The following is a 26,322-nucleotide window of genomic DNA, read 5'->3' as shown; positions in this document are numbered from 1 at the left end:
AGGTGCATTGCATCGACAAGGATCGTTTGTAATGAAAGTCAGCTCCTGCCTGTTCAATTCGCTTCTGCTCAGCGCCGGTGTCGGCCTGCTGGCTCCGCTGGCGCAGGCCGGCGAGGCCTCAGAAGAGGTCAAACCGGCGCCGTTGGAACTGGACACCGCCTTCGTCACTGCCACCGGCGGCGCCACGGATCTCAAGGATGCTCCGGCCAGTGTCAGCGTCATCACCCGTGAGGAAATCGAACGCCAGCCAGTCTATGACCTCAATACGCTGTTGCGCCGTGTGCCGGGAGTGACCGGTGGTTTCGGCCCGGTGGGCGAGCAGTCGAAGATCAAGTTGCGGGGCCTGGACGACAAATACACGTTGATCCTGGTGGACGGCAAACGTGTCGGCAGCTCCAGTGACCTGAGCTATCGCCGGGATCTGGCGCGCCAGGATCTGAACTGGATCTCGCCGAACATGATCGAGCGCATCGAGATCGTGCGTGGGCCGATGTCGTCACTCTATGGCTCGGACGCCATGGGCGGGGTGATCAACATCATCACCCGCAAGGTCTCGCGGACCTGGACCGGTTCGGCCAGCACCAACATCACCGTGCCCAAGGACTCCGATCGCGGCCAGACCACTCAGTACAGCGTGAATGCGTCGGGCCCATTGACCGAATCCCTGGGGTTGCGCCTGGGGGCCAACGTCACGCGTCGGGCTGCGGATGAGGTCGAGGCGCGGCGCGATGCCCAAGGCGATTTCATGTACGACGACGGCGCGGGCGGTTCCAAGGACCAGAGCTTCAATGCACTGCTGGACTGGCAGATCAACGAGGAACAGAGCTTGTCCTTCGAGGCGGTGCATGGCGTGGAACGTTCCTGGGCATCAAAGAAGACCTTTGGTGATTGGGACGAGACCATTGGTGGCGCCTTTGGCCCCAGCCGACTGACTCGCGACAGCTACATCCTGTCCCACACCGGTGACTGGAGCTTTGGTACCACGAAGCTCGATGCCTACCTGAACAAGTACCGTAACGACCTGGATATGGGCAAAGCCAACTCCGAGGAGAAGATTGTCGAGGGCAGTCTCAATCTGCCTTTCGAGCTGCTGGTGGATCAGCGCCTGACGCTGGGTGGGCAATGGAAGCGCGAGGAGCTGACCAACACCAATACCCTGGGCACCGTGCCGGTGGATTACCAGGGCACGCCCGTCAATGGCTCGACCTTGAAGGGTGATTACTCGGCGGCCTTTATCGAAGATGAGCTGTTTCTGCTGGACAACCTGTCCCTGACCCTGGGCAACCGTTTCGACCACAGTGACAAGTACGGTAACCACAACAGTCCGCGGGCTTATGTGGTCTATCACCCGCACCCGGACTGGACCGTGCGTGGCGGTGTTTCCAAGGGCTTTCGTGCGCCGAGCCTGAAGGAGGGCAGTACGGGAGCGGCGACTGAATCCGGTGGCCGTGGTTGTGGTTCCTTGCGTCCGTTGGGCTATGTCACCGGAAGTTGCTGGATGGCCGGCAATCCGAACCTGATGCCGGAAACCAGCACCAACAAGGAAATGGGGGTGTCGTTCGATCATGACGGCTGGGAAGCCGGCCTGACCTACTTCCACACCGACTTCACCGACAAGATCGAATATGGTCCGTTGGGCCAGTACCAGGGCCGCTGGTGGACCATGCTGGAAAACGTCGACAAGGCCCGCACCCGTGGTTGGGAAGGCACCACCCGGGTTCCGCTGGGTGACTCCGTGACGTGGCGTACCAACGCCACCTACATGCTGGAAAGCAAGAACCTGTCTACCGGCGAAGACTTGATCAGCTCGCCCAAGCTGTCGGCGTTTAGTGCGTTGGACTGGCAGGTCAACGACCGTTTGAGTACCGAACTGTCGGCGCAGCACGTCGGCAAGCAACGGGGCATAGGCACTGATTTCGTGCAGTCCTACACCACTTACGACCTGACGGCGAATCTGGCGGTGACCAAGTGGCTGACCCTGAATGGCGGGGTGCAGAACTTGATGGACAAGGACCTGCGGGACGGATCGACCAACTTCTATGTGCCCGGACGGGCGTTTTTCGCGGGGGCGACCACTTACTTCTGAGGCCGCTGGATGTAGCGGGGGAATCAGCCCCATTGCCAGGCAATGGGGCTGAAGGGGATCACACGTTGAAGCGGAAGTGCATCACGTCGCCGTCCTTGACGATGTATTCCTTGCCTTCCAGGCGCCATTTACCGGCTTCCTTGGCACCGGCTTCACCCTTGAACTGGATGAAGTCGTTGTAGGCGATGACTTCGGCGCGGATGAAGCCTTTTTCGAAGTCGGTGTGGATCACGGCGGCCGCTTGTGGCGCGGTGGCGCCGACACGCACGGTCCAGGCGCGAACTTCCTTCACACCTGCGGTGAAGTAGGTCTGCAGGTTGAGCATTTCGTAGCCGGCACGGATCACCCGATTCAGGCCAGGCTCTTCCAGGCCCAGGGCTTCAAGGAACATGTCCTTTTCTTCGCCGTCATCGAGCTCGGCGATTTCCGCCTCGATCTTGTTGCACACCGGCACCACGATCGCGCCTTCTTCCTCGGCAATGGCCTTGACCACGTCCAGCAGGGGGTTGTTCTCGAAGCCGTCTTCGGCAACGTTGGCGATGTACATCACCGGCTTGGTGGTCAGCAGGTGGAAGCCACGGATGATCAGCTTCTCGTCGGCGCTCATGTCCTTCATCAGGCTGCGGGCCGGCTTGCCTTCGGTGAAGTGGGCGATCAACTGCTCCAGCAGGGCTTTCTGGGCCACGGCATCCTTGTCACCGCCCTTGGCGTTGCGGGCGACTTTCTGCAGTTGCTTCTCGCAGCTGTCGAGGTCGGCAAAGATCAGTTCCAGGTCGATGATCTCGATGTCGCGCTTGGGATCGACGCTGTTGGACACGTGGATCACGTTGTCGTCTTCGAAGCAGCGGACCACGTGGGCGATGGCATCGGTTTCGCGGATGTTGGCCAGGAACTTGTTACCCAGGCCTTCACCTTTCGAGGCACCGGCTACCAGGCCGGCGATATCGACGAACTCCATGGTGGTCGGCAGCACGCGCTCAGGCACGACGATGGCGGCCAGGGCGTCCAGGCGCGGGTCGGGCATCGGCACGATGCCGCTGTTGGGCTCGATGGTGCAGAAGGGGAAGTTCTCGGCCGCGATCCCGGATTTGGTCAGGGCGTTGAACAGGGTGGACTTGCCGACGTTAGGCAGGCCGACGATGCCGCAATTGAATCCCATGGTGTATTCCCCTAGGAGTAGAGTCAGGCCTTCTGGCTGTGCAGGTTTTTCATCGCACGGTTCCATTCACCGGCGAAGATATCCGGCAGCACGCCGAGGGCAAAATCGATGCTGGCATCGAGTTTTTCCTGTTCGGCGCGTGGCGCACGACCCAGGACAAAGTTTGAAACCATACTGGCAACACCCGGGTGGCCGATGCCGAGCCGCAGGCGGTGAAAGGTATTCTGATTACCGAGCTGCGCGATGATGTCCCGCAGTCCGTTGTGCCCGCCATGCCCGCCGCCGGTCTTGAGCTTGGCGACGCCGGGTGGCAAGTCGAGTTCGTCGTGGGCCACCAGGATCTCTTCCGGCTTGATGCGGAAGAAGCCGGCAAGCGCCGCCACGGCCTGGCCGCTGCGGTTCATGTAGGTGGTGGGAATCAACAGACGAATGTCCTGACCCTGGTGACTGAAGCGCCCGGTCAGGCCGAAATATTTGCGATCGGCGACAAGGTTGACACCTTGTTTTTCAGCGATGCGCTCAACAAAAAGGGCCCCTGCGTTATGCCGGGTCTGTTCGTATTCGGCGCCTGGATTACCCAGGCCAACGATCAGTTTGATGGCAGTCACGATAGGGGCCCTTCTTTGGAGTGGTGGATAACATCGCCGCAACCGGTGCTACGGCGAAAGGGGACGACAAGAGCTTGGTTGCCTTGCGGCAAACTTCGCGTTCTCGCCCGCTTTCTCGCTACGTTCCAGTCCGCGATGTGTTCCGCTCAACTCCGGCGTCAGAGTGAATTACTCTGCAGCGCCTTCTTCTTTCTCAGAAGCAACACGTGGTGCGTAGACGTTGGCTACTGCCAGGTCGTTGCCGTGTGCCAGAGCAACAAACTCAACGCCTTTAGGAGCGGTGAGGTTGGACAGGTGGATCACGGTGCCGATGTCGGTCTCAGCCATGTCGACTTCGATGAACTCAGGCAGGTCTTTCGGCAGGCAGGAAACTTCGATCTCGGTGGCTGCGCGGAATATCTCGCCGCCTTTCTTGATCGGTGCTGCTTCGTTGATCAGGTGCACTGGAACCATGGCGGTCAGTTTCTGACCAGCAACTACGCGAACGAAGTCAGCGTGCATCACGTGGCCTTTGGCCGGGTGACGTTGCAGGGCCTTGATCACGACGTTCTGCTTGGTGCCACCAACGTTCAGTTCGATGATGTGGCTGTAGGCAGCTTCGTTTTCCAGCAGCTTGGCCACTTCTTTGGCCAGCATGCTGATGGATTCAGGGGCTTTGTCGCCACCGTAAACTACAGCTGGAACCAGGCTTGCGAGACGACGCAGGCGGCGGCTCGCACCTTTCCCCAGGTCGGAACGCACTTCAGCATTCAGAGTAAAATCGTTCATGTTGTATCTCCAAAATAACCACACTCGCCCCAGCGTTTGCGACCAGCGCTAAAGGCGATATGGGCAAAAAAGCCCCGTCCCAACACAGGTTGGGACGGGGCGCTTTTCGTCATCGGGATGTTTTGCCAGGGACTAGCCCTTAGCGGAACATCGCGCTGATCGATTCTTCATTGCTGATGCGGCGGACCGCCTCGGCAACTACCGGTGCGATATCCAGTTGGCGGATACGCGCACAGGCTTGTGCTGCAGCGGACAGCGGGATGGTGTTGGTCACCACCAGCTCGTCCAGCACGGAATTTTCAATGTTCTCGATGGCCCGACCCGACAGCACAGGGTGTGTGCAGTAGGCAAAGACCTTGGCTGCGCCATGCTCTTTCAGGGCCTTGGCCGCGTGGCACAGGGTGCCGGCGGTATCGACCATGTCATCGACCAGAATGCAGGTGCGTCCTTCGACGTCGCCGATGATATGCATCACTTCGGAGTGATTGGCTTTCTCACGACGCTTGTCGATGATCCCGAGATCTACGCCCAGGGACTTGGCCACGGCACGTGCACGCACGACGCCGCCAATGTCCGGGGACACGATCATCAGGTTTTCGAAACGCTGGTCTTCGATGTCATCCACCAGAACGGGGGAGCCGTAGATGTTATCTACCGGAATATCGAAGAAACCCTGAATCTGGTCAGCATGCAGATCAACCGTGAGGACACGGTCGATGCCGACTACGGTGAGCATGTCAGCCACGACTTTCGCGCTGATAGCCACACGTGCGGAACGCGGACGGCGATCCTGACGGGCATAACCAAAATAAGGAATAACAGCAGTGATACGAGTTGCTGAGGAACGGCGGAAGGCGTCGGCCATCACCACGAGTTCCATCAGGTTATCGTTGGTCGGAGCGCAAGTCGGCTGAATAATGAAGACGTCTTTACCGCGGACATTTTCATTGATCTCGGCAGTAATTTCGCCGTCGGAAAATTTTCCAACAGAGATGTCACCGAGAGGGATATGCAGCTGACGTACGACACGCCGAGCCAGATCGGGGTTAGCGTTCCCCGTAAAGACCATCATCTTGGACACGCGCAGTACCTGAAGGCTGAGGGTATACCTGGATGAGTATAAGGAAAATGGCAGGGGCGGCTGGATTCGAACCAACGCATGGCAGGATCAAAACCTGCTGCCTTACCGCTTGGCGACGCCCCTGTATCTGTTGCTTCGAGTGCCTGGCACTCGGTTCCTTTAGAGCAGACTCTGTAGCTTGCGATGCAACATCGAAACGTTGCTTCCTTTCGCTACAAACCCTGTAAGGGTCTCTGTAAGAAGGGCCGAGACTTTATCAGCTTCAGCTTTGCTTGGGAAGCCCCCAAACACACAACTTCCAGTTCCAGTCAGTTTTGCTTCGGTAAATTTACCTAGCAAATTCAATGCGTTATGAACTTCTGGATAACGCCTTGCGACTACCGGAAGGCAGTCATTTCTGCTGTTTCCCTTGGGAACGGGGCGCACTTTAATGGGCGGAGTGTCACGTGTCAACAGCGGATCGGAAAAAATTTCTGCTGTACTAACAGACACTTGCGGGACCAGTACCAGATACCAGGGCTCTTCGGGGTATTCAGGGGTGAGTTTTTCCCCGACTCCTTCGGCAAAGGCTGCATGCCCACGCACGAAAACCGGGACATCAGCGCCCAGGGTCAGTCCGAGTGCTGCCAAGCGGTCTTCGTCCCAGCCCAGTTGCCACAGATGGTTGAGGCCCAGCAGTGTAGTAGCGGCATTGGAACTGCCGCCGCCGATGCCGCCGCCCATAGGCAGGATTTTGTCGATCCAGATGTCGATGCCCTGGGTGCAGCCGGACTGTTCCTGGAGTTTTTTCGCGGCCTTGACGATCAGATTGCTGTCGTGGGGCACGCCCTCGAACGCGGTGTGCAGGCGAATCACGCCGTCATCGCGCAGGGCGAAAGTGATTTCATCGCCGTAGTCGAGAAACTGGAACAGGGTCTGCAGCTCGTGATAACCGTCTTCACGGCGACCCAGAATGTGCAGCATCAGATTGAGCTTGGCCGGGGAGGGCAGTGTCAGTTTTTCCACGGACATGTCATTGCCCCAGCTTGCGAGGCAGCCATTCCTTGATCACCAGGGTGACGTCAAGGTCGCTGCCATGCAGTTTGATCCGCTCGGGCAGCCAGTAGCCGTTCTGCTCGGAGTAACTGCTGTATTGCACTTGCCAGCCATCCTGCTCCAGGCTCGCCAGGTGGCTGTCGCCATCCAGGGTCAGGCGGCTTTTGCTGTCGGGGGCGGGCAGGCCGCGAACCCACCAGGCGAGGTGGGAGACGGGTAGTTTCCAGCCCATTTGTTCTTCAAGCAGGGTTTCCGGACTGGCCGCTTCGTAACGACCCTGATTGGCCACTTCCAGGCTGACCTGGCCGGGACGGCCGGTCAGGCGTGCGGCGCCACGGCCCAGCGGACCGGACAGACGAATGTCGTAATAGTCCTGGCGTTGTAGCCAGAACAGCGTGCCGCTGCCGGAATCCTTGGGGGCCCGAATGCCGATTTTGCCGTTGATCTGCCAGCCGTCGAGGTCGGTCAACTGATCCTTGTGCTGGCGCCATTGGGCAGGGTTGCCCTGGCCCTGGACGGACTCACGGGCGCCAAAGCCGGCGCAGCCGGCAAGCAGGGCGATAAAGCTGAAAACAATAACGTGGCGCAAAAACATAGTCTTAAAGAGTCTCTGATCCGGTCAGGCGTTTGATGGTGTCGCGCAATACGGGGCTGTCTGGCTGGTCCTTGATGAACTTGCTCCAGATCTGTTTGGCCTCGCGCTGCTTGCCGTTGTTCCACAGGACCTCGCCCAAATGTGCGGCCACTTCCTGATCCGGGAAGCGCTCCAGGGCCTGGCGCAGCAGGCGCTCGGCTTCGTCGAGGTTACCCAGACGGAAGTTTACCCAGCCCAGGCTGTCCAGTACCGCCGGGTCTTCCGGGGTCAGTTGGTGGGCTTGCTCGATCAGTGCCTTGGCTTCGGTGTAGCGGGTCGTGCGGTCCGACAAGGTGTAGCCCAGAGCATTCAAGGCCATGGCGTTATCCGGCTCACGCTGGATGATCAGGCGCAGGTCTTTTTCCAGCTGTGCCAGGTCATTGCGTTTTTCCGCTTGCATGGCACGGGTATAGAGCAGGTTCACGTCATCGGGATACTGTTGCAGCGCCTGCTGAATAACTTTCCAGGCGCGATCGCCCTGATTGTTCGCCGACAGTGTCTCGACTTCGATCAGGTATAGCTGGATGGCGTAGTCGGGTTGGGCGTCGCGAGCCGCCACCAGGCGCTTTTGCGCCTCGTCGGTGCGGCCGTTGTTCATCAGGATATCGGCCTGTCGCAGTTGCGCCGGTAGGTAATCGTTACCCGGTCCGACCTGAGCGTATTCGATCAGCGCTCCTTGCGGGTCATTGAGCTCTTCGGCGATTCGTCCCAGGTTCAGGTGTGCGGAGTCTTCGTGGCTTTCCCGGGCGATCAGGTCTTCCAGGTAACCCTTGGCCTCTTCCCAGGCCTTGGCTTCCAGGCAGACCAGTGCCAGGGAATAGCGCAGTTCATCGTCTTCCGGATATTGCTGGACCAGGCTGGAGAACTGGGTCTTGGCGTCCTCCATGCGGTCCTGCTCCACCAGCATGCGGGCGTAGGTCAGGCGCAGACGCTTGTCGTCCGGGTACTTGCGGATGCTTTTTTCCAGCAGCGGCAGGGCTTCCTTGCCGCGGTTCAGACTCTGCAGCAAGCGGGCGCGCAACAGCAGCGGCGCCACCTCGCCGTCTTCCGGGGGATTCTGCTCCAGCAGGGTCAGGGCATCCTTGGCGTCGCCATCCTGCTGCATCAACAGGGCCTTGCCGAAGATCAGTTGACTGTTGTGCGGGTGCTTCTGCAACAGACGATCGAAGCTTTTCATCAGACCGTTGCGTGTGTCCTGGTCGGTATCGGCAGCCGACAGCGCAAGAAAGTCGAAGTGGGTGTCGCCCTTGCCCTGCAGAACCTTCTCCATATACAGCATGGAGTCGTCGTAGCGTCCGGCCCGTGCCAATTGGATGGCGGCAGCCCGTTGCGCTTCCAGATCGTCGGGAGCGTTCTTTGCCCAGATCAGCGAAGTGTCCAGGGCTGCCTGGTCGGCTCCCAGGTACTCGGCAATGCGAAAGGCACGCTCGGAGATGCCCGGGTCCTGGGTGTTGATGGCCTGGGTCACGTAGTTGTCCAGGGCAATGTCGAAACGATTGCGCTGGCCCGCCAGTTCAGCGCTCAGCAGACTGAAGATGGTGTCTTCGCTGAACGATGAATAGACCTTGGGCTTTTCAGGGGCGGGGGTGCTGTCTTCCACCGGCGACGTAGCGTCCGATGAAACGGGGGCCAGTGACTGGCAACCGCTGAGGAAGACAAAGGCGAGGAGCAACGCGGAAGATCTATTCATATAGGAAGAGGGCGACTAACCTGCGGTCGGATCATCATGACACAAGCCTTCGGCCAAACATAACCGAGACTCAACGGGATGCCAGAACAGAGGCAGTCTATTAGTTTCTGCGCGAAAACTGCCTGCGCTTCGATCATGCTGCGTTGAAAACAGGCTCGGAATGCTCATTTAGGCCCCTAAACTCCGCTTCCTCGCCTGTTTTCGCCTTGCCTGATCTTCGCTCGGCGAGTTTTGGCACAAAACTAGGACAATAGTCGGCGGTAGTTGTTCTGCGTCTGTCGAAGTAGGACAATTGTCGGCTTCTCGACATCATCAGCGACCTTGAATGGCCTTCCTTGCACTCGGTATTAACCACAAGACTGCTTCTGTAGACGTCCGCGAGCGCGTGGCCTTTACCCCTGAGCAGTTGGTTGAGGCCTTGCAGCAGCTCTGCCGACTCACCGACAGCCGCGAAGCTGCGATCCTCTCCACCTGCAATCGCAGTGAGCTCTATATAGAACAGGATCATCTTTCTGCGGATGTGGTGCTGCGCTGGCTGGCGGAATATCACCACCTGAGCCTAGACGAGCTTCGTGCCAGCGCCTATGTGCATGAAGATGATGCGGCAGTTCGTCACATGATGCGGGTGGCGTCGGGGCTGGATTCGCTGGTGTTGGGCGAGCCGCAGATTCTCGGGCAGATGAAGTCCGCCTACGCTGTGGCCCGGGAGGCCGGGACTGTCGGCCCACTGCTGGGGCGGCTGTTCCAGGCTACCTTCAGTGCCGCCAAGCAAGTACGCACCGATACCGCCATTGGCGAAAACCCGGTGTCCGTGGCCTTTGCTGCGGTGAGCCTGGCGAAACAGATTTTCAGTGATCTGCAGCGCAGCCAGGCGTTGCTGATCGGCGCTGGCGAGACCATTACCCTGGTGGCCCGGCACCTGCACGACCTTGGGGTCAAGCGCATCGTCGTTGCCAACCGCACCCTGGAGCGGGCCAGTCTCCTGGCGGAGCAGTTCGGCGCCCACGCGGTGCTGTTGTCGGACATCCCCCAGGAGCTGGTGCACAGCGATATCGTCATCAGTTCCACTGCCAGCCAGTTGCCGATCCTCGGCAAGGGCGCGGTGGAAAGCGCTCTGAAGCTGCGCAAGCACAAGCCGATTTTCATGGTGGATATCGCCGTTCCCCGGGATATCGAGCCAGAAGTCGGCGAGTTGGACGACGTTTACCTCTACACCGTCGATGACCTGCACGAAGTGGTCGCGGAAAACCTCAAGAGCCGTCAGGGCGCGGCCCAGGCCGCCGAGGAGCTGGTGAACATCGGCGCCGAGGATTTCATGGTGCGCCTGCGTGAATTGGCGGCGGTGGACGTACTCAAGGCCTATCGTCAACAGAGCGAGCGCCTGCGCGACGAAGAATTGCAGAAAGCCCTGCGCATGCTGGCCAATGGCAGCGGCGCCGAGGACGTGCTGGCCCAACTGGCCCGCGGCCTGACCAACAAATTGTTGCACGCGCCGAGCGTGCAGTTGAAAAAGCTCTCCGCCGAAGGCCGCCTCGATGCGCTGGCCATGGCCCAAGAACTCTTTGCCCTCGGTGAGGGCTCATCGGATAAAACCCCGTAATGAAAGCGTCACTGCTCAGTAAGCTGGACATTCTCCAGGACCGTTTCGAGGAACTGACCGCCTTACTCGGCGATGCTGAGGTCATTTCCGATCAGGCCAAGTTCCGCGCCTACTCCAAGGAATACGCAGAAGTCGAACCGATCGTCGCCTCCTATAAACAGGTACTCAAAGTCCAGTCCGACCTTGAAGGTGCCCAGGCGCTGCTCAAGGACAACGACCCGGACCTGCGGGAAATGGCTGCCGAGGAAGTGCGTGAGGCCAAGGAGCAACTGGCCGAGCTGGAAAGCGCCCTGCAACGCATGCTGTTGCCCAAGGACCCCAACGACGGTCGCAACGTGTTCCTGGAAATCCGCGCCGGTACCGGCGGCGATGAGGCGGCGATTTTCTCCGGCGACCTGTTCCGCATGTATTCCCGTTACGCCGAGCGGCGTGGCTGGCGGCTGGAGATCCTCTCGGAAAACGAGGGTGAGCACGGCGGCTACAAGGAAGTCATTGCCCGGGTCGAAGGCGAGAACGTCTACGGCAAGCTGAAGTTCGAATCCGGCGCGCACCGTGTGCAGCGGGTACCGGCCACCGAATCACAGGGCCGCATCCACACCTCGGCCTGCACCGTGGCGGTGCTACCGGAGCCGGATGAGCAGGAAACCATCGAGATCAATCCGGCGGACCTGCGCATCGATACCTATCGCTCCTCGGGTGCCGGCGGTCAGCACGTGAACAAGACCGACTCGGCGATCCGCATCACCCACATTCCTTCGGGGATCGTGGTGGAGTGCCAGGAAGAGCGTTCCCAGCACAAGAACCGGGCCCGGGCCATGTCCTGGCTCTCGGCCAAGCTCAACGACCAGCAGACCAGCGCTGCGGCCAACGCCATTGCCAGCGAGCGCAAGTTGCTGGTGGGCTCGGGGGATCGCTCCGAGCGCATTCGTACCTACAACTTCCCCCAGGGCCGGGTCACTGATCATCGGGTCAACCTGACCCTGTATTCCCTGGACGAAATCCTTGCCGGGGGCGTGGAGGCGGTGATCGAACCGCTGCTGGCCGAATATCAGGCCGATCAACTTGCGGCATTGGGTGAGTAAATGACCATCATCGCCAGCCTGCTGCGCGCAGCCCAATTGCCCGATTCGCCGACGCCGCGCCTGGATGCCGAACTGCTCCTGGCGGCAGCCCTGGGCAAGCCGCGGAGTTTTCTCCATACCTGGCCAGAGCGCATCGTGCCCAGCGAGGCCGTGTTGCTGTTCACTGAATACCTGCAACGACGCCGTTCCGGCGAACCGGTGGCCTACATCCTCGGCCAGCAGGGCTTCTGGAAACTGGATCTGGAAGTGGCACCGCACACCCTGATCCCGCGTCCCGACACTGAACTGCTGGTGGAGGCGGCGTTGGAGCTGCTGCCGGCGAGCCCGGCCAAGGTCCTCGACCTGGGGACCGGCAGCGGCGCCATCGCTCTGGCCCTGGCCAGCGAACGTCCAGCCTGGGAGGTAACGGCCGTGGACCGGGTGCTGGAAGCCGTGGCCCTGGCCGAGCGCAACCGCCAGCGCCTGCAACTGAACAACGTCACCGTGCTCAGCAGCCACTGGTTCAGCGCGGTCGAGTCCCAGCGCTTCCAGTTGATCGTCAGCAACCCTCCTTATATTGCCGAGGCCGATCCCCATCTGGTGGCCGGCGATGTGCGTTTCGAACCCGAAAGCGCCCTGGTGGCGGGCCAGGACGGCCTGGATGACCTGCGCCTGATCGTCACCCAGGCTCCGCAACATCTGGAAGCCGGCGGCTGGCTGATGCTGGAGCACGGTTACGACCAGGCTGCAGCGGTGCGCGAATTGTTGACGGCCCAGGATTTTATCGAGGTCCACAGCCGCGTTGACCTGGGTGGGCATGAGCGCATCACTCTCGGTTGCCTGCCATGCTGACCGATCAGGAACTGTTGCGTTATAGCCGGCAGATTCTGTTGCAACACGTTGATATCGACGGTCAATTGCGCCTCAAGCAAAGCCGGGTACTGATAGTCGGCCTGGGTGGCCTGGGGGCCCCGGCGGCCTTGTACCTGGCGGCCGCCGGTGTTGGTGAGCTGCACCTGGCAGACTTCGACACGGTGGATGTGACCAACCTGCAACGGCAGATCATTCACGACAGTGCCAGTGTCGGGGTCAGCAAGGTGGACTCGGCCATCAGCCGGCTGTCTGCCCTCAACCCGGAAATCCGCCTGGTGCCTCATCGTCACGCGCTGGACGTCGACAGCCTGGCCGCTACCGTGGCCGCGGTGGACCTGGTGCTTGATTGCTCTGACAACTTCACCACCCGCGAGGCGGTGAACGCCGCTTGCGTGGTGGCCTCCAAGCCCTTGGTCAGTGGCGCGGCGATTCGCCTGGAAGGGCAGTTGTCGGTGTTCGACCCGCGGCGCCCGGAAAGCCCTTGCTACCACTGCTTGTACGGGCATGGCAGCGAAGCCGAGCTGACCTGCAGTGAAGCCGGGGTGCTTGGCCCGCTGGTGGGCACCGTGGGCAGTCTGCAAGCGCTGGAAGCCCTGAAACTGCTGGCCGGATTTGGTGAGCCACTGGTGGGCCGACTGTTATTGATCGATGCCTTGGGCACGCGCTTTCGTGAACTGCGAGTCAAGCGTGATCCCGGTTGCAGTGTCTGCGGAGTTCATCATGAGTGAAGCGCCCATTGCGGTGTTCGATTCCGGTGTTGGCGGCCTGTCGGTACTGGCGGAAATACAGCAACTACTCCCCAACGAATCGTTGCTGTACTTTGGCGATTGCGGGTATATCCCCTATGGCGAGAAGACCCCGGAGTTCATTCGCCAGCGCTGCGCACTGATGGCGAGTTACTTCCGCGAGCAGGGCGCCAAGGCGCTGGTACTGGCCTGTAACACTGCGACCGTGGCCGCAGTGGCCGAGCTGCGCCGGGACTTTCCGGACTGGCCCATCGTCGGCATGGAACCTGCGGTCAAGCCCGCAGCGGCTGCGACCCGCAGCGGCGTGGTGGGGGTGCTGGCGACCACCGGCACCTTGCAGAGCGCCAAGTTCGCCGCCTTGCTCGATCGTTTTGCCGCTGATGTGAAGGTGGTCACCCAGCCCTGCCCCGGCCTGGTGGAAATGATCGAAAACGGCGACCTCAACAGTAGCGCCCTGTGCCAACTGTTGCAGGGCTATGTCGAACCGCTGCTGGCCGCCGGTTGCGACACCATCATTCTGGGCTGCACCCATTACCCGTTTCTCAAGCCGGTGCTGGTGCAGATGCTGCCTGCCCACATCAGCCTGATCGACACCGGTGCTGCGGTTGCCCGGCAGTTGCAGCGCCTGCTGGACGAGAGCGACCTGCGTGCCCGGGGAGTCGCCCGTGAGGCGCGCTTCTGGACCAGTGGCGATGTCCAGCACTTTGTTCAGGTGCTTCCTCTGCTATGGAACAATCCGGGTAGCGTTCAGCGTTTCGACTTGTGAAAAAGCCGGTTCAGCGATACGCCGTGGCGATTCCCCGGCGCTCGCTCAGGCAGTCCGCCTCTCCCAGTTCGAACTCGCGGCAGATCAGCGGCCGCAACTCATAGATGGTGCAGCGCATGCTGTCGCGATCCAGTGCTGCGCACCAGCCGTCGTCCAGGCGGCGCATGACTTCGCCGCCCCAATCATCGGTATCGATAAAGCGTTCGGGCACCCCGGTGTCGGTGATCAGCATGACTTCCAGCTGGCAGCAGCAAGCAGCGCAGGTCGAGCAACTGATGGCCGGTTCGGGGATGGGGGTAACGGGGATGTTAGTCATAGGCGCGCAGTGTAAGGCAGTGGGCCAGGGCTGTGTGAAAGCCCTGACGGACGCTCAGTCCTGAATGGCCGGTTGAGGCGCTTCGACAGTGGGACGTGCAAGCACGTGGAACAGCGGCAGGAGCACTGCCCAGAGCAGGCTCAGCCCCAGCAGGGTTGGCCATAGGCCGTAGGCAAAGGTCACTCCGGCCAAGCGGCCCCCGGCGTAGTAGGACAGCGGTCCGCACAGCGCCCCGAGGATGCAGGCCAGCCACCAGGGACGTGCCGTCCATGCCAGGCAATGGCGCAGAGTGGTGCCCAGCAACATCCAGAGCAGCATCAGCCAGAGGGGAATCAGCAGGCTCACTTCCTTGAACTGGAGCACTCCCAGCCAGTGCAGGAAGCTGTCCAGGGTGATGCCGATCAGGGCGATGCCGACAATCATTCGACCTTCCCCGGCCCAACTGCCGATCCAGCGTAAATGCGCCAGCAGGATGGCTACCCCCAGCAGCAGCCAGGGGCTGTCGCCAGACAGCACGCAGATGAACCAGCCCAGCTGGAACAGCAGGGCGTTGGCCAGTTGCTTACGCATCGAAACGGCCCAGCAAGGGTTGCGGCACTGCCGAGGGCTTGGCCAGGAGCATCTGCGCGGTGCCGATGCTGCGTTCCAGGAAGCCGCCTTCGCAGTAGCACAGGTAGAACTCCCACAGCCGCAGAAAGTACGGGTCATAGCCCAGCTCGCTCAGGCGACCGTGGGCGCGCCGGAAGTTCTCGTGCCACAGGCGCAGGGTACGGGCGTAGTGCAGGCCGAAGTCCTCCATGTGCAACAGATTCATGTCGGTGTCGCGACCGACCACTTCAAGCATTTTCTGCACGCTGGGCAGGGCGCCGCCGGGGAAGATGTAGCGTTGGATGAAGTCCACGCCGTTCTTCGCCTGTTCGTAGCGCTGGTCGCGGATGGTGATGGCCTGCAGCAGCATCAGGCCGTTGCTTTTCAGCAACTGCGCACACTGCTTGAAGTAGGTGGGCAGGAAACGATGGCCCACGGCTTCGATCATTTCGATGGACACCAGCTTGTCGTATTGCCCGGTGAGGTCGCGATAGTCCTCCAGTAGCAGGGTGACGCGATCCTGCAGGCCGGCGGCGTCAATGCGTTGCCGGGTAAAGGCGAACTGCTCCTTGGACAGGGTGGTGGTGGTCACGCGGCAGCCGTAATGCTGGGCTGCATACAGCGCCATGCTGCCCCAGCCGGTGCCGATCTCCAGCAGGTGATCCTCGGGCTGCAAGGCGAGCTTCTGGCAGATGCGTTCCAGCTTGTTCAACTGGGCCTGCTCCAGGCTGTCGTCGTCGCTGCGAAACTGTGCGGCGGAATACATCATGGTGGGATCGAGAAACTGCTCGAACAGCTCATTGCCGAGGTCGTAGTGGGCGGCGATGTTTTTCTGCGAGCCTTTGCGGGTGTTGCGATTGAGCCAGTGCAGACCGCGCACCAGGGGCCGACCGAGTCGCGCCAGGCCGCCTTCCATGGCGTCCAGTACCTCAAGGTTGCTGACGAATACGCGGATCACCGCCGTCAGATCCGGAGTGCTCCAGTAGCCATGGATAAAGGCCTCGCCGGCGCCGATCGAACCGCTGCTGGCCACCAGCCCCCAGACGCTGCTGTCATGAATGTGGATTTCCCCGATCAGGGGCGCGCTGTTGCTGCCGAAGACCAGGCGCTCGCCGTCTTCGACGATCAGCAGTTGCCCGTGCTTGAGTTGCCCCAGTTGTCGCAGTACGCCACGGCGCAGCAGGCTGGCAGTGAGGCTGTGGGTGCTGAACAGGGTGTTTCTGGCCGATACGCTAGAGGATTTCATGGCGGCGATCCTTGGGTTGTACAGCGGCTGTGCGATAGGCGCCGTCGGCAGCCTCGTGGGGAAAGAACTTGATGCCCTTAGCGGCCAGGCGCAGGGCCTGCCAGTAGATCGCCAGGCAGGTCTTGGCGGTCATCCACGGAAAGCGCAGCAGATACTGGTGCAGGCTGCGGCGGTCCAGGGGCTGGCGTTGCAGGCTGAGAGTGGCGTCGAACACCTTGAGCTCGCCCTGCCAGTCGGCCATGTGCACCCCGAGCCGTTCGGCCGGGGGGCTGAAGCTCATGCGGTACTCAAGGTCCCGCGGTAGAAACGGCGACACGTGAAAGGCCTTGGTCACGGCGAAGTGCTGGTGCTCGGGAGCGGTGGCGCTGCCTGGGCGGGCCGGCAGTACATAGTGGTAGCGCTCGCGCCAGGGGGTGTTGGTGACCTCGCAGAGAATCGCCGCCAGTTGCCCGTCGGCCTCGAAGCAGTAGAAGAAACTCACCGGGTTGAACGCCAGGCCCCAGCTGCGAACCTGGGTCAGCAGGCGCACTGAGCCCCCGGGCACATGACCGATCGCCTCAGCCACTTGCTGGCGTACGGCGTCGATCAGGCGCATGCCCTGGCCGGTGAAGCCCTTGAGGTAGTCGCTTTCGCGGAAGGCGAACGGCGCGAAGCGACTCTGGCCTGCCAGGGGCGAAAGCCCCAGCACCCTGTCCTGCTCTTCCAGATCCAGGTACAGCAGGCCGATCCGGTAGCGGAAGGCATGGCCCTTGGGGGCAAAGCGCCGATGGCTGATCCAGCCGCTGTACAGGGCGCTGTTCACAGTTGTTCACCAAAGGCCTGGGCCACGCGCAGCGCGCTGACCACACCGTCCTCGTGGAAACCGTTGGCCCAGTAGGCGCCGCAGTAGAAGCTGTGCTGGGCGCCTTGCAGTTCACCCCAGCGCCCCTGGGCCGCTACCGCGCCGAGGCTGTATTGCGGGTGGGCGTAAGTGAAGCGGGCGAGGATCTGCGTCGGATCGATGGCGGCGGTCTGGTTGAGGCTGACGCAGAAGGTGGTGTCACTCTTCAGACCTTGCAGAATGTTCATGTCGTAGGTCACGGCGGCAGCTTTCTCGCCGCTGGCGTCGAGGCGGTAGTTCCAGCTGGCCCAGGCCAGGCGCCGCCGAGGCAGCAGCCGGGTATCGGTGTGCAGCACCACTTCGTTGTCGGCGTAGGGCAGGGCCTGGAGAATCTCCCGTTCGGCCCGGCTGGGGCTGGCCAGCAGCTGCAGGGCCTGGTCGCTGTGACAGGCGAACACCACCTTGTCGAAACGCTCGCTGCCCGCAGCGCTGTGGATCACCACGCCCAGTTCGTCACGCTCGACTCGCTGCACCGGGCAGTCGAGGCGGATGTGCTGGCGGAACGAGGCGGTCAGCGGCTCGATGTAGCGGCTTGAACCGCCTTCGATCACGCACCACTGCGGACGATTGCTCACCGACAGCAGGCCGTGGTTCTTGAAAAAACGCACAAAGAACTGCAGGGGAAAACCCAGCATCTGCACCCGCGACATCGACCAGATCGCCGAGCCCATGGGCACGATGTAATGCTGGATGAAACGCTCGCCGTAGCCCTGGTCCCGGAGGTAGTCGCCGAGGGTGGTGTCAGCGCGGATGCGTTGCTGCTGCAAGTCGCGCAGGGCCGCTTTGTTGAAGCGCAGAATGTCCCGCAGCATGCCCCAGAACCCGGGCGACAGCAGGTTGCGGCGCTGGGCGAAGAGGCTGTTGAGGTTGTTGCCGTTGTACTCCAGGCCCGAGGCCGGATCGCACACCGAGAAACTCATTTCGGTGGGTTTGAACTTGACCCCGATCTGCCCCAGCAGGCGGATGAAGTTGGGGTAGGTCCAGTCGTTGAAGACGATGAAACCGGTGTCCACGGCCTGGGTTTCGCCGTTCAGGCTGACATCCAGGGTATGGGTGTGGCCGCCGATCCAGCTGCCGGCCTCATAGACCCGAATGTCATGGCGACGGTTCAGGACGTAGGCGCAGGTCAGGCCGGCGATGCCGCTACCGATAATGGCGATTTTCACGATGCATTCCCCGTGCGGGCCAGGCGTTTGGCGATGGCCAGTTGCAGGCGGCCGGGCAGCCAGGACAGCAGCTTGAGGCCGAAGATGAACGGGGCGGGGAAAGCGATCTCCAGATCCCGGCGTGACAGATGCTTGTGGATGTGTCGGGCGGCCCTCTCGGCGGACCAACTCATGGGCATGGCAAAGTCGTTGCGCGCGGTCAGCGGGGTATCGACGAACCCGGGGCTGACCACGGTGACGTCGATGCCCTCGGCGGCCAGGTCAATGCGCAAGGATTGCAGCAGGTAGCGCAAGGCGGCCTTTGAAGCACCATAGGCGCCGGCCCGTGGCAGCGGCAGATAGGTCACGGAACTGGCCACACCCACCAGAAGGGGGCGATTGCCGGCGCGCAGCAGCGGCAGCGCAGCCTCGATGCAATAACTGGCGGACAGCAGGTTGCTGTTCAGCACACGCTCGATCAACGCCGCGTCGAATTGCTGCACATCGATGTATTCACAGGTCCCGGCATTGAGGATCGCCGTGTCCAGGGCACCCCAGGCCTGGGCGATGCGCTTGCCGATCTCGCGCACCTGCAGGGCGTCGGTGAGATCGCCGGGCACCACCAGCACCCGGCCCGGATAACGCAGGGCCAGCGCTTCCAGGGGCTCGCGCGAGCGAGCACTGATGGCCACTTGGGCGCCGGTCTTGAGCAGTTCTTCGGCCAGCGCCGCACCGATGCCGCTGCTGGCACCGGTGAGCCAGATCCGCCGGGGCATTGCAGGGTTCATCCGAGCCTCCTTTTCAGCCAGGCGATCACCGCACCGAGCACGGGCAGGTGTTCATAGAGCAAGGCACCGGCGTCGAAATAGTCCCGGTGGCGGTAGACCTTGCCGTCGCGCCAGTGCAGGTGCGAGCAGCCGGGGACCCGGATCATCTGGCCGCCCTTGAGGCGCGGGTGGCAGTAGCTCATGGTCCAGCGCAGATAGCCTTGGTCCTCGCCGCAGGGGTCCGCGCCATGGAAGTCGAAGCGCAGTTCGCTGACGTTGGCGTACAGCTCGGCAAAGTAGTGCCGCAAGCGCGGCAGGCCATTGATCTCGTGCAGCGGGTCGGTGAACTGGATGTCCTCGCTGTAGAGCTGGTCCAGGCGTTGCAAGCTGTGCTTGTCGAGGCTGGAGAAATCCCGGGCAAAGCGGTCGAGGAAGTCATTCATGGGCGTCTCCCGCATCCAGGCGCGAAGGCAGGGCTTTGAACGCCGCCAGAGCTCGATCCCGGGACATCGACAGGTTGACCATGGGCGCCGGGTAATCGGCGACAGCGAACAGCCCGCCCATGGCGCCAGGGTTGTGGATATCTTTTTTGTTCAACCCCGCCAGTTGTGGCAACCAGTGCTTGATGAAGCGTCCTTCCGCGTCGAAGCGTTCCGACTGGCTGACCGGGTTGAAGATGCGGAAGTAGGGCGCGGCGTCGGTGCCGGTGGAGGAGCTCCACTGCCAACCGCCATTGTTCGCCGCCAGGTCTCCGTCGATCAGGTGGCGCATGAAGAAACGCTCGCCTTCACGCCAGTCGATCAACAGGTTCTTGGTCAGGAACATGGCCACCACCATCCGCAGGCGATTGTGCATCCAGCCGGTTTCCAGCAGTTGGCGCATGGCGGCATCGATGATCGGCAGGCCGGTGCGGCCTTCCTGCCAGGCAGCGAGTTCCTCGGGTGCGTCGCGCCAGGCCACGGCTTCGGTTTCCGGACGGAAGGCGCGGTGCCGGGAAACCCTCGGGTAGCCCACCAGGATGTGTTTGTAGAACTCACGCCACAGCAGTTCGTTGATCCAGGTGACGGCACCGGGATTACCGCTTTCGAACTCTCCCTGGTTACAGCGCAAGGCGGCGTGCAGGCACTGTCGGGGCGAGATCACCCCGGCGGCGAGGTAGGGCGAGAGTTGACTGGTGCCGGGCTTGGCCGGGAAGTCGCGTTCGCTCTGGTAGTAGTTGATCTGCTCGTCGGTGAACTGTTCCAGACGGCCCAGGGCTTCATCTTCACCTGCGGGCCAGAGGTCACGCAGAGCCTGGCTGGGCTGCGGGAAACCTTCGATCCGGCGCGGCAACGGGTCGGCATTGATCGAGAGTGGCAGTTGCGCCCTGGGGCCGCTCACCAAGGGCGGGAGTGCGCTGTGCAGGCGGCTGTAGCAGACTTTGCGGAACTGGCTGAAGACCTGGAAGTAGCCGCCGCTCTTGGTCAGCACGGTGCCGGGTTGGAACAGTAATTGATCGAGGTAGCTCTGGACGCTGATGTCGGCTTCTTCCAGGACCCGGGTCACGGCGGCATCGCGGCGGCTCTCGTGAATGCCGTACTCCTGGTTGAAGTGCAGCATGCGTACCTGCAGTTGCCGGCACAGTTCCAGCAGCACCTGGGGTGCCTGGTCCCAGGTGCTGGCGCTGCGGATCAGCAAGGGTATGTTCAAGCGGCCCAGGGCGCTGCTCAGGGTTTGCAGGTTGCGCAGCCAGAAGTCGACCTTGCACGGTGCATCATCATGGGCTTGCCACTGTTCCGGGCTGAGCAGGTACACGGCCACGGTGGGGCCACGCTGGGCGGCGGCGCTCAGGGCGGTGTTGTCATGTAGGCGCAGGTCGCTGCGCAGCCAGATCAATTGCATGCTGATTCCCGGTTCAGAAGAGTCCTCGCTCAAGCAGTGCCTGGCAGGCCGAGATCGGGTCCTGGGCCAGGTACAGATCAGCGATTTCAGTGATACATACGGACCAGTCGGCGGGGTGGATGCACACCGCGGGGCCGGCAATGATTTTTTTGCAGGCAATGCCGTTGAGCAGCCTGGGCAACAGCGCGGGATTGAGCGCTTTGCTGGAATACAGCAGCAGGCCGCGGGCTTGCAGGCGTTCGATGGCCAGGGACAGTTCGGCGCCGGGCAACGGCCAGTCGAAGACCTCCACCGGGCAGTCGGCGCTGCTGGCCAGCCAGGCGGTCAGCCACAGATGGGGTTCCAGGGCCAGGTCCGACTGGTTGACCAGCAGCAGTGGAGGGCCCTGCAGTTGGCGGTTGTTGTGGTAGATCCGCGCCCCCAGCTTGCTGCGTAGCCAGGAATAGAAGAACACCTGCTCCATCTGGCTGCCGAACTGGCCCTGCCAGTGCTGTTCCAGCTCCGCCAGCAATGGCATCAGCAAGTGCTCGCACAGGGTGCGGGGCGGGTACAGGGCCATGGCCTGATTGAAGGTGTCGTCGACCTTGCGTTCCGCCAATTGGCTGATGGCCAGGCTCAGGGTCTGGCGCAGGCGCTGCCAGTCATTCTCGGCCGGTGTGCTGATGCTTGGGGCGCTGTCCAGCAAGTGCTTGACCTGGCTGACCGCGACCCCGCGATTGAGCCAGGTAAGAATGGTCAGGATTTCTTGCACCTGATCCTGGGAATACAGGCGATGGCCCTTGGGCGTACGCAGGGGCACGATCAATCCGTAGCGGCGCTCCCAGGCGCGCAGGGTGACGGCGTTGACCCCGGTCTGGCGCGCCACTTCGCGAATCGGCAGCCATCCCTGTTCCAGGGCGCGTCGGTACTGGGCGCTGTTGTCGGCTTCTTGAGCGAGTTGTTTCATGGCTCAGATCGCGTTGCGCAGGCTGAGATTTTCCGGATGTGGCTGCAGATATAACTGCTGCGCGATGTAGGGATCGGGGTGTTGGCGAAAGTGGTGCTTGAGCAGGGTCAGTGGCACGACTAGAGGCACGATGCCGTGGCGGTATTGGCCGATTACGTGTTGCACTTCCTGCTTGTCCTCGGCGCTGATGGACTGCTTGAGATAGCCGCTCAGGTGCTGCAGGACATTGCTGTGGGTGCCACGGGTCGCGCATTTACTCAATGCTGCCATCAGTTCACTGAAGTAGCGCGGGCCGATCAGGGTCGGATCGCCCTTGCCCATGCTGCCCAGCAGATTGCCCAGGGTCTTGTACTGTACGGGATGGTGAGCCATCAGCAGGTATTTGCAGCGCGAGTGGAAGTCGGTGAGGGCGCGGCGGGTCAGGCCTTGCTTGAGCAGCGCCTGCCAGTCGCGATAGACGTAGACCCGGGTCAGGAAGTTTTCCCGCAGTACCGGGTCGTTCAGGCGTCCGGCTTCTTCCACCGGCAGATTGGGATGCTGTGCGCAGAATGCCTGGGCATAGACGCCCCGGCCGCCGTTTCTATGGGGAATGCCGTTGGCCTGGTACACCTTGACCCGCTCCAGCCCGCAGGATGGTGAGTTCTGCATGAAGATGTAGCCACAGATATCGCCTACCTGGGCCGCCATGCGCTCGCCATATTCCGCCAGGGGCAGGGTGACATCCAGGCTGGCATCCACGGTGCCTACGGCCCGAGGTTGCTCGGGGTCGCCGACCAGTCGAATAGGTTCGCGGGGGGTGCCCATGCCGATCGCAACTTCTGGACACAGAGGCACGAAATCGAAGTAGTCACTGAGTACTCGGCTGCACAGACGAGACTCCTTGTGTCCACCGTTGTAGCGGACCTCGACGCCCATCAGGCAGGCGCTGATGGCAATTTTCGGCTTGGTGGACATGGTGCAACCTCCGGGGCTTACCTGTACAAAAAAGCAACGTTGTACAACTTGTCTTCATCATAGAATTAAAGTTGTACAAGTCAAATTATTTGTATAGGTATTGCTCGATAGGTTGTCGGGTTACTGCCAGCCCATTCGCCAGTCGCTGTCGTTGAGCAGGGTTTGCCAATTCAGGCGCTGGCTGCGTCGGGTGAGTACGGCTTGCAGTTCGATGTCCAGCACGGTGCCTTCTTCGTCGCAGAAAAGCTCGGTGACCAGGAAGTGTTTCTCGCGGTGTTGCGGGTGGGCTGCTGTCCATTTCGACAGCAGCAGTTTGCGCGGGTTGAGTCGATTCACTGCAGGCTCTCGTGCAAACGGCGTGCGGCTTCCTGGCCACTGAGCCAAGCGCCTTCGACCCGACCGGACAGGCACCAGTCACCACATACGTACAGCCCCAGGTCGGCGTCGGCCAGCGCGCCCCATTCATGGCTGGTTGCCGGTCGGGCGTAGAGCCAGCGATGGGCCAGGCTGAAGGTCGGGGCAGGCATGACGCTGTGCAGCAATTCGGCGAAGGCGCCGTGCAGTTGCTCGGTCACGGCCTCTTTGCTGAGGTCAATGTGTTGCCGGCTCCAGGCACTGGTGGCATGCAGAATCCAGGTGTCGAGATGGCTGTCGCGTCCGGGTTTGCTGCGGTTGCGGGCCAGCCAGTCCAGTGGGCTGTCCTGGACGAAGCAACCCTCCATGGGGGTTTCCAGAGGCGTATCGAAGGCCAGGGCGACCGCCCAGGTCGGGTCCATTTTCACCCCGGCGGCGACTCCGGCGAGCTTCGGCGCGGCTGCCAGCAGGGCCGTGGCCTGGGGCGCCGGAGTGGCGATCACAACGTGGCTGAAGGGACCATGGGTAAAGCCTTCGGCGTCCTGCAGGTGCCAGTGTTGTTCGCCGCGGAAGACTTCCGTGATGCGGCAGGCAAAGTGCACTTCCAGGTCGCCGATCAGGGCGCGAGTGATGGCGCTCATGCGCGGCGTGCCGACCCAGCGAGTCTGTTCATCGGGAGAAGGACTGAGTTGTCCGCCGTGGGAGTTGTAGAGTTGCGGCGCCCATTCGGCGACCCAGCCCTTGGCTTGCCAGCGCTGGACTTCGGTCACGAAACGGCGGTCGCGGGCGGTAAAATACTGGGCCCCCAGGTCCAGGCTGCCGGCATCGCTGCGTTTGCTCGACATACGCCCACCACTGCCGCGGCTTTTGTCGAAGAGTTGGACGCTGTGCCCGGCATCTCGAAGTGCCTGGGCGGCGGAGAGTCCGGCGATGCCGGTACCAATGATTGCGATGGGTACTGTCATAGGGGCCTCGTTTACCATTCTGTACAGATTACGCCGCTACTAAAACCTGTACAATATTGTTTTTTGGTATAGCTTTCGGCGTCATCGGTTGGGCAGGTTGTCTATCGTTAGATAACAGCCTGTCCGCTTGAAAAGATCCCTGCTTATAAAAATAGACTAGTGATTCGGGTAAAACGCCACGTGAGGAAGATGTCATGCATATATTGCTGACCGGCGGTACTGGTTTGATCGGGCGTGCACTGTGTCGTCATTGGCAGGCCCAGGGTCACCAGCTAAGTGTATGGACTCGCCAACCCGAAAAAGTTGCCGCCCTGTGCGGTCCCCAGGTACGGGCCATCAAGACTTTGCAAGAGCTGGACCAGACGCCGTTGGACGCGGTGATCAATCTGGCCGGAGCACCGATTGCCGATCGACCCTGGACCCACAAGCGCAAGGCGCTGCTGTGGAACAGTCGTATCACCCTCACCGAAACCCTGCTGGCCTGGCTTGAAAGTCGCGAGCAAAAGCCACGGGTACTGGTCTCTGGTTCGGCAGTGGGTTGGTACGGCGACGGTGGCGAGCGGGAGCTGAGCGAGGATTCGCCTCCGGTCAACGAGGACTTTGCCAGCCAGTTGTGCATTGCCTGGGAAGAAACTGCCCAACGTGCCGAAGCCATGGGCGTGCGTGTGGTGCTGGTGCGCACTGGTTTGGTGCTGGCGGCCGAGGGCGGCTTTTTGTCGCGCCTGCTGCTGCCGTTCAAGCTGGGGCTGGGCGGGCCGATTGGCAACGGTCGTCAGTGGATGCCGTGGATTCATATCGACGACCAAATCGCTCTGATTGATTTTCTTGTGCATCAGGATGAGGCACGTGGTCCTTATAATGCCTGCGCGCCGAAGCCGGTGCGCAACCGCGAATTCGCCAAGAGCCTGGGGCGCGTGCTGCGCCGGCCGGCGCTGATACCGCTGCCGGCTTTTGTCTTGCGCCTGGCGCTGGGTGAGTTGTCGTTGCTCTTGCTGGGTGGCCAGCGTGCCGTTCCCGCGCGGTTGCTGGAGGCAGGATTCACTTTCCAGTTCACTGATTTGTCCGCGGCCCTGGACGATGTGTCCAGCCGCCTTTGAAATAGGACGTTGCATGACCGATCACGCGTTGCTCCTGGTCAATCTCGGTTCGCCGGCCTCCACCTCGGTGGCGGATGTGCGCAGCTACCTCAACCAATTCCTCATGGACCCCTATGTCATCGACCTGCCCTGGCCGGTGCGGCGCTTGCTGGTGTCGCTGATCCTGATCAAGCGCCCTGAGCAGTCCGCTCACGCCTATGCGTCGATCTGGTGGGAGGAGGGTTCGCCGCTGGTGGTGCTCAGCCGCCGGCTGCAACAGGTGATGAGCGAGCAGTGGAAGCAGGGCCCGGTGGAGTTGGCGATGCGTTACGGCGAGCCTTCGATCGAGTCGGCGCTGCTCAAGCTGGTGGCCCAGGGACAGAAGAAAATCACCCTGGCACCGCTCTATCCACAGTTCGCCGACAGTACCGTGACTACGGTGATCGAAGAGGCCAAGCGCGTGGTGCGCGAGCGCAAGCTGGATGTGCAGTTCAGCGTGTTGCAACCCTTCTACGATCAGCCGGAGTACATCGAGGCCCTGGCGGCCAGTGCCAAACCGTACCTGGCCCAGGAACATGATCACCTGCTGCTCAGCTTTCACGGCCTGCCGGAGCGTCACCTGACCAAGCTGGACCCTACCGGCCAGCATTGCTTCAAGGACGCCGATTGCTGCCGCAATGCATCTGCGGCGGTATTGGCCACCTGTTATCGCGCCCAGTGCATGCGGACGGCGTCGGCCCTGGCCGCGTACCTGGGGTTGGCGGATGGCACATGGTCTGTGTCGTTCCAGTCGCGTTTGGGACGGGCCAAATGGATCGAGCCTTACACCGAGGCGCGGCTTGATGAATTGGCCAAGCAGGGGGTGAAGAAGGTCATGGTGATGTGCCCGGCATTTGTCGCCGATTGCATCGAGACCCTGGAGGAAATTGGTGATCGCGGTCTTGAGCAGTTCCGCGAAGCCGGAGGGGAGGATCTGGTGTTGATCCCGTGCCTGAATGACGACCCGCAATGGGCTCAGGCCTTGAACACCTTGTGCGCCAGGGCGCCGTTGGCGTTGTAAACAGCTTCGCCGGCAAGCCGGCTCCTACGGAGCAGAC

General features: G+C 61.7%; 27 protein-coding genes and 1 tRNA gene. 8 read left to right on the top strand and 20 right to left on the bottom strand.

From position 1 onward, the window contains the following. The first annotated feature begins 31 nt into the window (after positions 1-31). Positions 32-2,086: a TonB-dependent receptor domain-containing protein gene (locus P7C00_RS27010; protein ID WP_404937646.1), complete on the top strand. Its 2,055-nt coding sequence runs from the start codon at positions 32-34 to the stop codon at positions 2,084-2,086. Positions 2,087-2,144: 58 nt separating this feature from the next. Here P7C00_RS27010 and ychF read toward each other — a convergent pair whose 3' ends face one another. The 8 genes from ychF to P7C00_RS26970 form a co-directional block, all read right to left on the bottom strand. Next, the gene (ychF, locus tag P7C00_RS27005) at positions 2,145-3,245 is read right to left on the bottom strand and encodes a redox-regulated ATPase YchF (protein WP_152686428.1); all 1,101 of its coding nucleotides are present in this window, start codon (positions 3,243-3,245) and stop codon (positions 2,145-2,147) included. Between the two features lie 23 nt (positions 3,246-3,268). Then, positions 3,269-3,853, bottom strand: coding sequence for an aminoacyl-tRNA hydrolase (gene pth, locus P7C00_RS27000; protein ID WP_060841030.1), 585 nt, complete (start codon positions 3,851-3,853; stop codon positions 3,269-3,271). Positions 3,854-4,021: 168 nt separating this feature from the next. Further along, positions 4,022-4,621 carry a 50S ribosomal protein L25/general stress protein Ctc gene (locus P7C00_RS26995; protein ID WP_346633808.1) on the bottom strand — a complete coding sequence of 200 codons (600 nt, stop codon included), beginning with the start codon at positions 4,619-4,621 and terminating at the stop codon, positions 4,022-4,024. 139 nt (positions 4,622-4,760) lie between these two features. Beyond that, on the bottom strand, positions 4,761-5,702 hold the full coding sequence (locus P7C00_RS26990) for a ribose-phosphate pyrophosphokinase (protein ID WP_003171603.1): 942 nt from the start codon (positions 5,700-5,702) through the stop codon (positions 4,761-4,763). A 48-nt stretch (positions 5,703-5,750) separates the two neighbouring features. Continuing rightward, positions 5,751-5,825, bottom strand: a tRNA-Gln gene (locus P7C00_RS26985). Between the two features lie 36 nt (positions 5,826-5,861). Next, positions 5,862-6,713, bottom strand: a complete 852-nt coding sequence (gene ispE, locus P7C00_RS26980; protein WP_404937645.1) for a 4-(cytidine 5'-diphospho)-2-C-methyl-D-erythritol kinase — start codon at positions 6,711-6,713, stop codon at positions 5,862-5,864. Position 6,714: 1 nt separating this feature from the next. Continuing rightward, the gene (gene lolB, locus P7C00_RS26975; protein WP_404937644.1) at positions 6,715-7,332 is read right to left on the bottom strand and encodes a lipoprotein insertase outer membrane protein LolB; all 618 of its coding nucleotides are present in this window, start codon (positions 7,330-7,332) and stop codon (positions 6,715-6,717) included. A 4-nt stretch (positions 7,333-7,336) separates the two neighbouring features. After that, a complete protein-coding gene (locus P7C00_RS26970; protein WP_346633811.1) occupies positions 7,337-9,061 on the bottom strand; it encodes a tetratricopeptide repeat protein in 1,725 nt (574 codons plus the stop codon). A 325-nt stretch (positions 9,062-9,386) separates the two neighbouring features. Between P7C00_RS26970 and hemA the strand changes: the two genes are divergently transcribed. From hemA to murI, 5 genes are read left to right on the top strand one after another with little or no spacing between them, the layout of a single operon-like run. Then, complete coding sequence (gene hemA / locus P7C00_RS26965; protein ID WP_011063407.1) at positions 9,387-10,661, top strand: glutamyl-tRNA reductase; 1,275 nt, start codon at positions 9,387-9,389, stop codon at positions 10,659-10,661. Continuing rightward, the gene (gene prfA / locus P7C00_RS26960; protein ID WP_346633812.1) at positions 10,661-11,743 is read left to right on the top strand and encodes a peptide chain release factor 1; all 1,083 of its coding nucleotides are present in this window, start codon (positions 10,661-10,663) and stop codon (positions 11,741-11,743) included. Before hemA ends, prfA begins: the two co-directional genes overlap by 1 nt. After that, positions 11,744-12,574 (top strand): peptide chain release factor N(5)-glutamine methyltransferase, encoded by an 831-nt coding sequence (gene prmC, locus P7C00_RS26955; protein WP_404937643.1) that lies wholly within the window; start codon positions 11,744-11,746, stop codon positions 12,572-12,574. Then, on the top strand, positions 12,568-13,323 hold the full coding sequence (locus tag P7C00_RS26950) for a molybdopterin-synthase adenylyltransferase MoeB (RefSeq protein ID WP_404937642.1): 756 nt from the start codon (positions 12,568-12,570) through the stop codon (positions 13,321-13,323). The genes prmC and P7C00_RS26950 overlap by 7 nt, the downstream gene beginning before the upstream one ends. After that, positions 13,316-14,107 (top strand): glutamate racemase, encoded by a 792-nt coding sequence (gene murI / locus P7C00_RS26945; protein ID WP_404937641.1) that lies wholly within the window; start codon positions 13,316-13,318, stop codon positions 14,105-14,107. Before P7C00_RS26950 ends, murI begins: the two co-directional genes overlap by 8 nt. Positions 14,108-14,117: 10 nt before the next feature. On the opposite strand, the gene P7C00_RS26940 is transcribed toward murI, so the two are convergent. The 12 genes from P7C00_RS26940 to P7C00_RS26885 all read right to left on the bottom strand — a co-directional run bounded on the left by P7C00_RS26940 (position 14,118) and on the right by P7C00_RS26885 (position 24,149). After that, a complete protein-coding gene (locus tag P7C00_RS26940) occupies positions 14,118-14,423 on the bottom strand; it encodes a YkgJ family cysteine cluster protein (protein WP_273923104.1) in 306 nt (101 codons plus the stop codon). A gap of 54 nt (positions 14,424-14,477) precedes the next feature. Then, positions 14,478-14,993, bottom strand: coding sequence for a DUF2878 domain-containing protein (locus tag P7C00_RS26935; protein WP_346633816.1), 516 nt, complete (start codon positions 14,991-14,993; stop codon positions 14,478-14,480). Then, positions 14,986-16,257 carry a class I SAM-dependent methyltransferase gene (locus P7C00_RS26930; protein ID WP_404937640.1) on the bottom strand — a complete coding sequence of 424 codons (1,272 nt, stop codon included), beginning with the start codon at positions 16,255-16,257 and terminating at the stop codon, positions 14,986-14,988. Before P7C00_RS26930 ends, P7C00_RS26935 begins: the two co-directional genes overlap by 8 nt. Continuing rightward, positions 16,244-17,059: a DUF1365 domain-containing protein gene (locus P7C00_RS26925; RefSeq protein WP_404937639.1), complete on the bottom strand. Its 816-nt coding sequence runs from the start codon at positions 17,057-17,059 to the stop codon at positions 16,244-16,246. The genes P7C00_RS26930 and P7C00_RS26925 overlap by 14 nt, the downstream gene beginning before the upstream one ends. After that, positions 17,056-18,303: an NAD(P)/FAD-dependent oxidoreductase gene (locus P7C00_RS26920; RefSeq protein WP_404937638.1), complete on the bottom strand. Its 1,248-nt coding sequence runs from the start codon at positions 18,301-18,303 to the stop codon at positions 17,056-17,058. Before P7C00_RS26920 ends, P7C00_RS26925 begins: the two co-directional genes overlap by 4 nt. Beyond that, on the bottom strand, positions 18,300-19,070 hold the full coding sequence (locus P7C00_RS26915) for an SDR family NAD(P)-dependent oxidoreductase (protein WP_404937637.1): 771 nt from the start codon (positions 19,068-19,070) through the stop codon (positions 18,300-18,302). Before P7C00_RS26915 ends, P7C00_RS26920 begins: the two co-directional genes overlap by 4 nt. Next, positions 19,067-19,492, bottom strand: coding sequence for a nuclear transport factor 2 family protein (locus P7C00_RS26910; RefSeq protein ID WP_404937636.1), 426 nt, complete (start codon positions 19,490-19,492; stop codon positions 19,067-19,069). The genes P7C00_RS26915 and P7C00_RS26910 overlap by 4 nt, the downstream gene beginning before the upstream one ends. Then, positions 19,485-20,930 carry a deoxyribodipyrimidine photo-lyase gene (gene phrB / locus P7C00_RS26905; protein WP_404937635.1) on the bottom strand — a complete coding sequence of 482 codons (1,446 nt, stop codon included), beginning with the start codon at positions 20,928-20,930 and terminating at the stop codon, positions 19,485-19,487. Before phrB ends, P7C00_RS26910 begins: the two co-directional genes overlap by 8 nt. A gap of 13 nt (positions 20,931-20,943) precedes the next feature. Next, positions 20,944-21,876 carry a MerR family transcriptional regulator gene (locus P7C00_RS26900; RefSeq protein WP_346633823.1) on the bottom strand — a complete coding sequence of 311 codons (933 nt, stop codon included), beginning with the start codon at positions 21,874-21,876 and terminating at the stop codon, positions 20,944-20,946. Positions 21,877-21,879: 3 nt separating this feature from the next. Further along, on the bottom strand, positions 21,880-22,830 hold the full coding sequence (locus P7C00_RS26895) for a DUF523 and DUF1722 domain-containing protein (RefSeq protein WP_346633824.1): 951 nt from the start codon (positions 22,828-22,830) through the stop codon (positions 21,880-21,882). Between the two features lie 120 nt (positions 22,831-22,950). Continuing rightward, entirely contained in the window at positions 22,951-23,166 is a 216-nt protein-coding gene (locus tag P7C00_RS26890; protein ID WP_346633825.1) for a TIGR02450 family Trp-rich protein, read from the bottom strand. Continuing rightward, a complete protein-coding gene (locus P7C00_RS26885) occupies positions 23,163-24,149 on the bottom strand; it encodes an NAD(P)/FAD-dependent oxidoreductase (RefSeq protein ID WP_346633826.1) in 987 nt (328 codons plus the stop codon). Before P7C00_RS26885 ends, P7C00_RS26890 begins: the two co-directional genes overlap by 4 nt. Positions 24,150-24,343: 194 nt before the next feature. Between P7C00_RS26885 and P7C00_RS26880 the strand changes: the two genes are divergently transcribed. Both P7C00_RS26880 and hemH read left to right on the top strand, forming a co-directional pair. Continuing rightward, the gene (locus P7C00_RS26880; RefSeq protein WP_346633827.1) at positions 24,344-25,246 is read left to right on the top strand and encodes a TIGR01777 family oxidoreductase; all 903 of its coding nucleotides are present in this window, start codon (positions 24,344-24,346) and stop codon (positions 25,244-25,246) included. A gap of 13 nt (positions 25,247-25,259) precedes the next feature. Next, positions 25,260-26,285: a ferrochelatase gene (gene hemH / locus P7C00_RS26875; protein ID WP_346633828.1), complete on the top strand. Its 1,026-nt coding sequence runs from the start codon at positions 25,260-25,262 to the stop codon at positions 26,283-26,285. The last annotated feature ends 37 nt before the right edge of the window (positions 26,286-26,322 follow it).

It is taken from the genome of Pseudomonas sp. JDS08PS003, assembly GCF_045013505.1.
In the GTDB taxonomy this organism is placed as follows: domain Bacteria; phylum Pseudomonadota; class Gammaproteobacteria; order Pseudomonadales; family Pseudomonadaceae; genus Aquipseudomonas; species Aquipseudomonas protegens_B.
The sequence above is the reverse complement of the archived record's forward strand: the minus strand, read 5'-3'. Positions and strand labels throughout refer to the sequence as shown.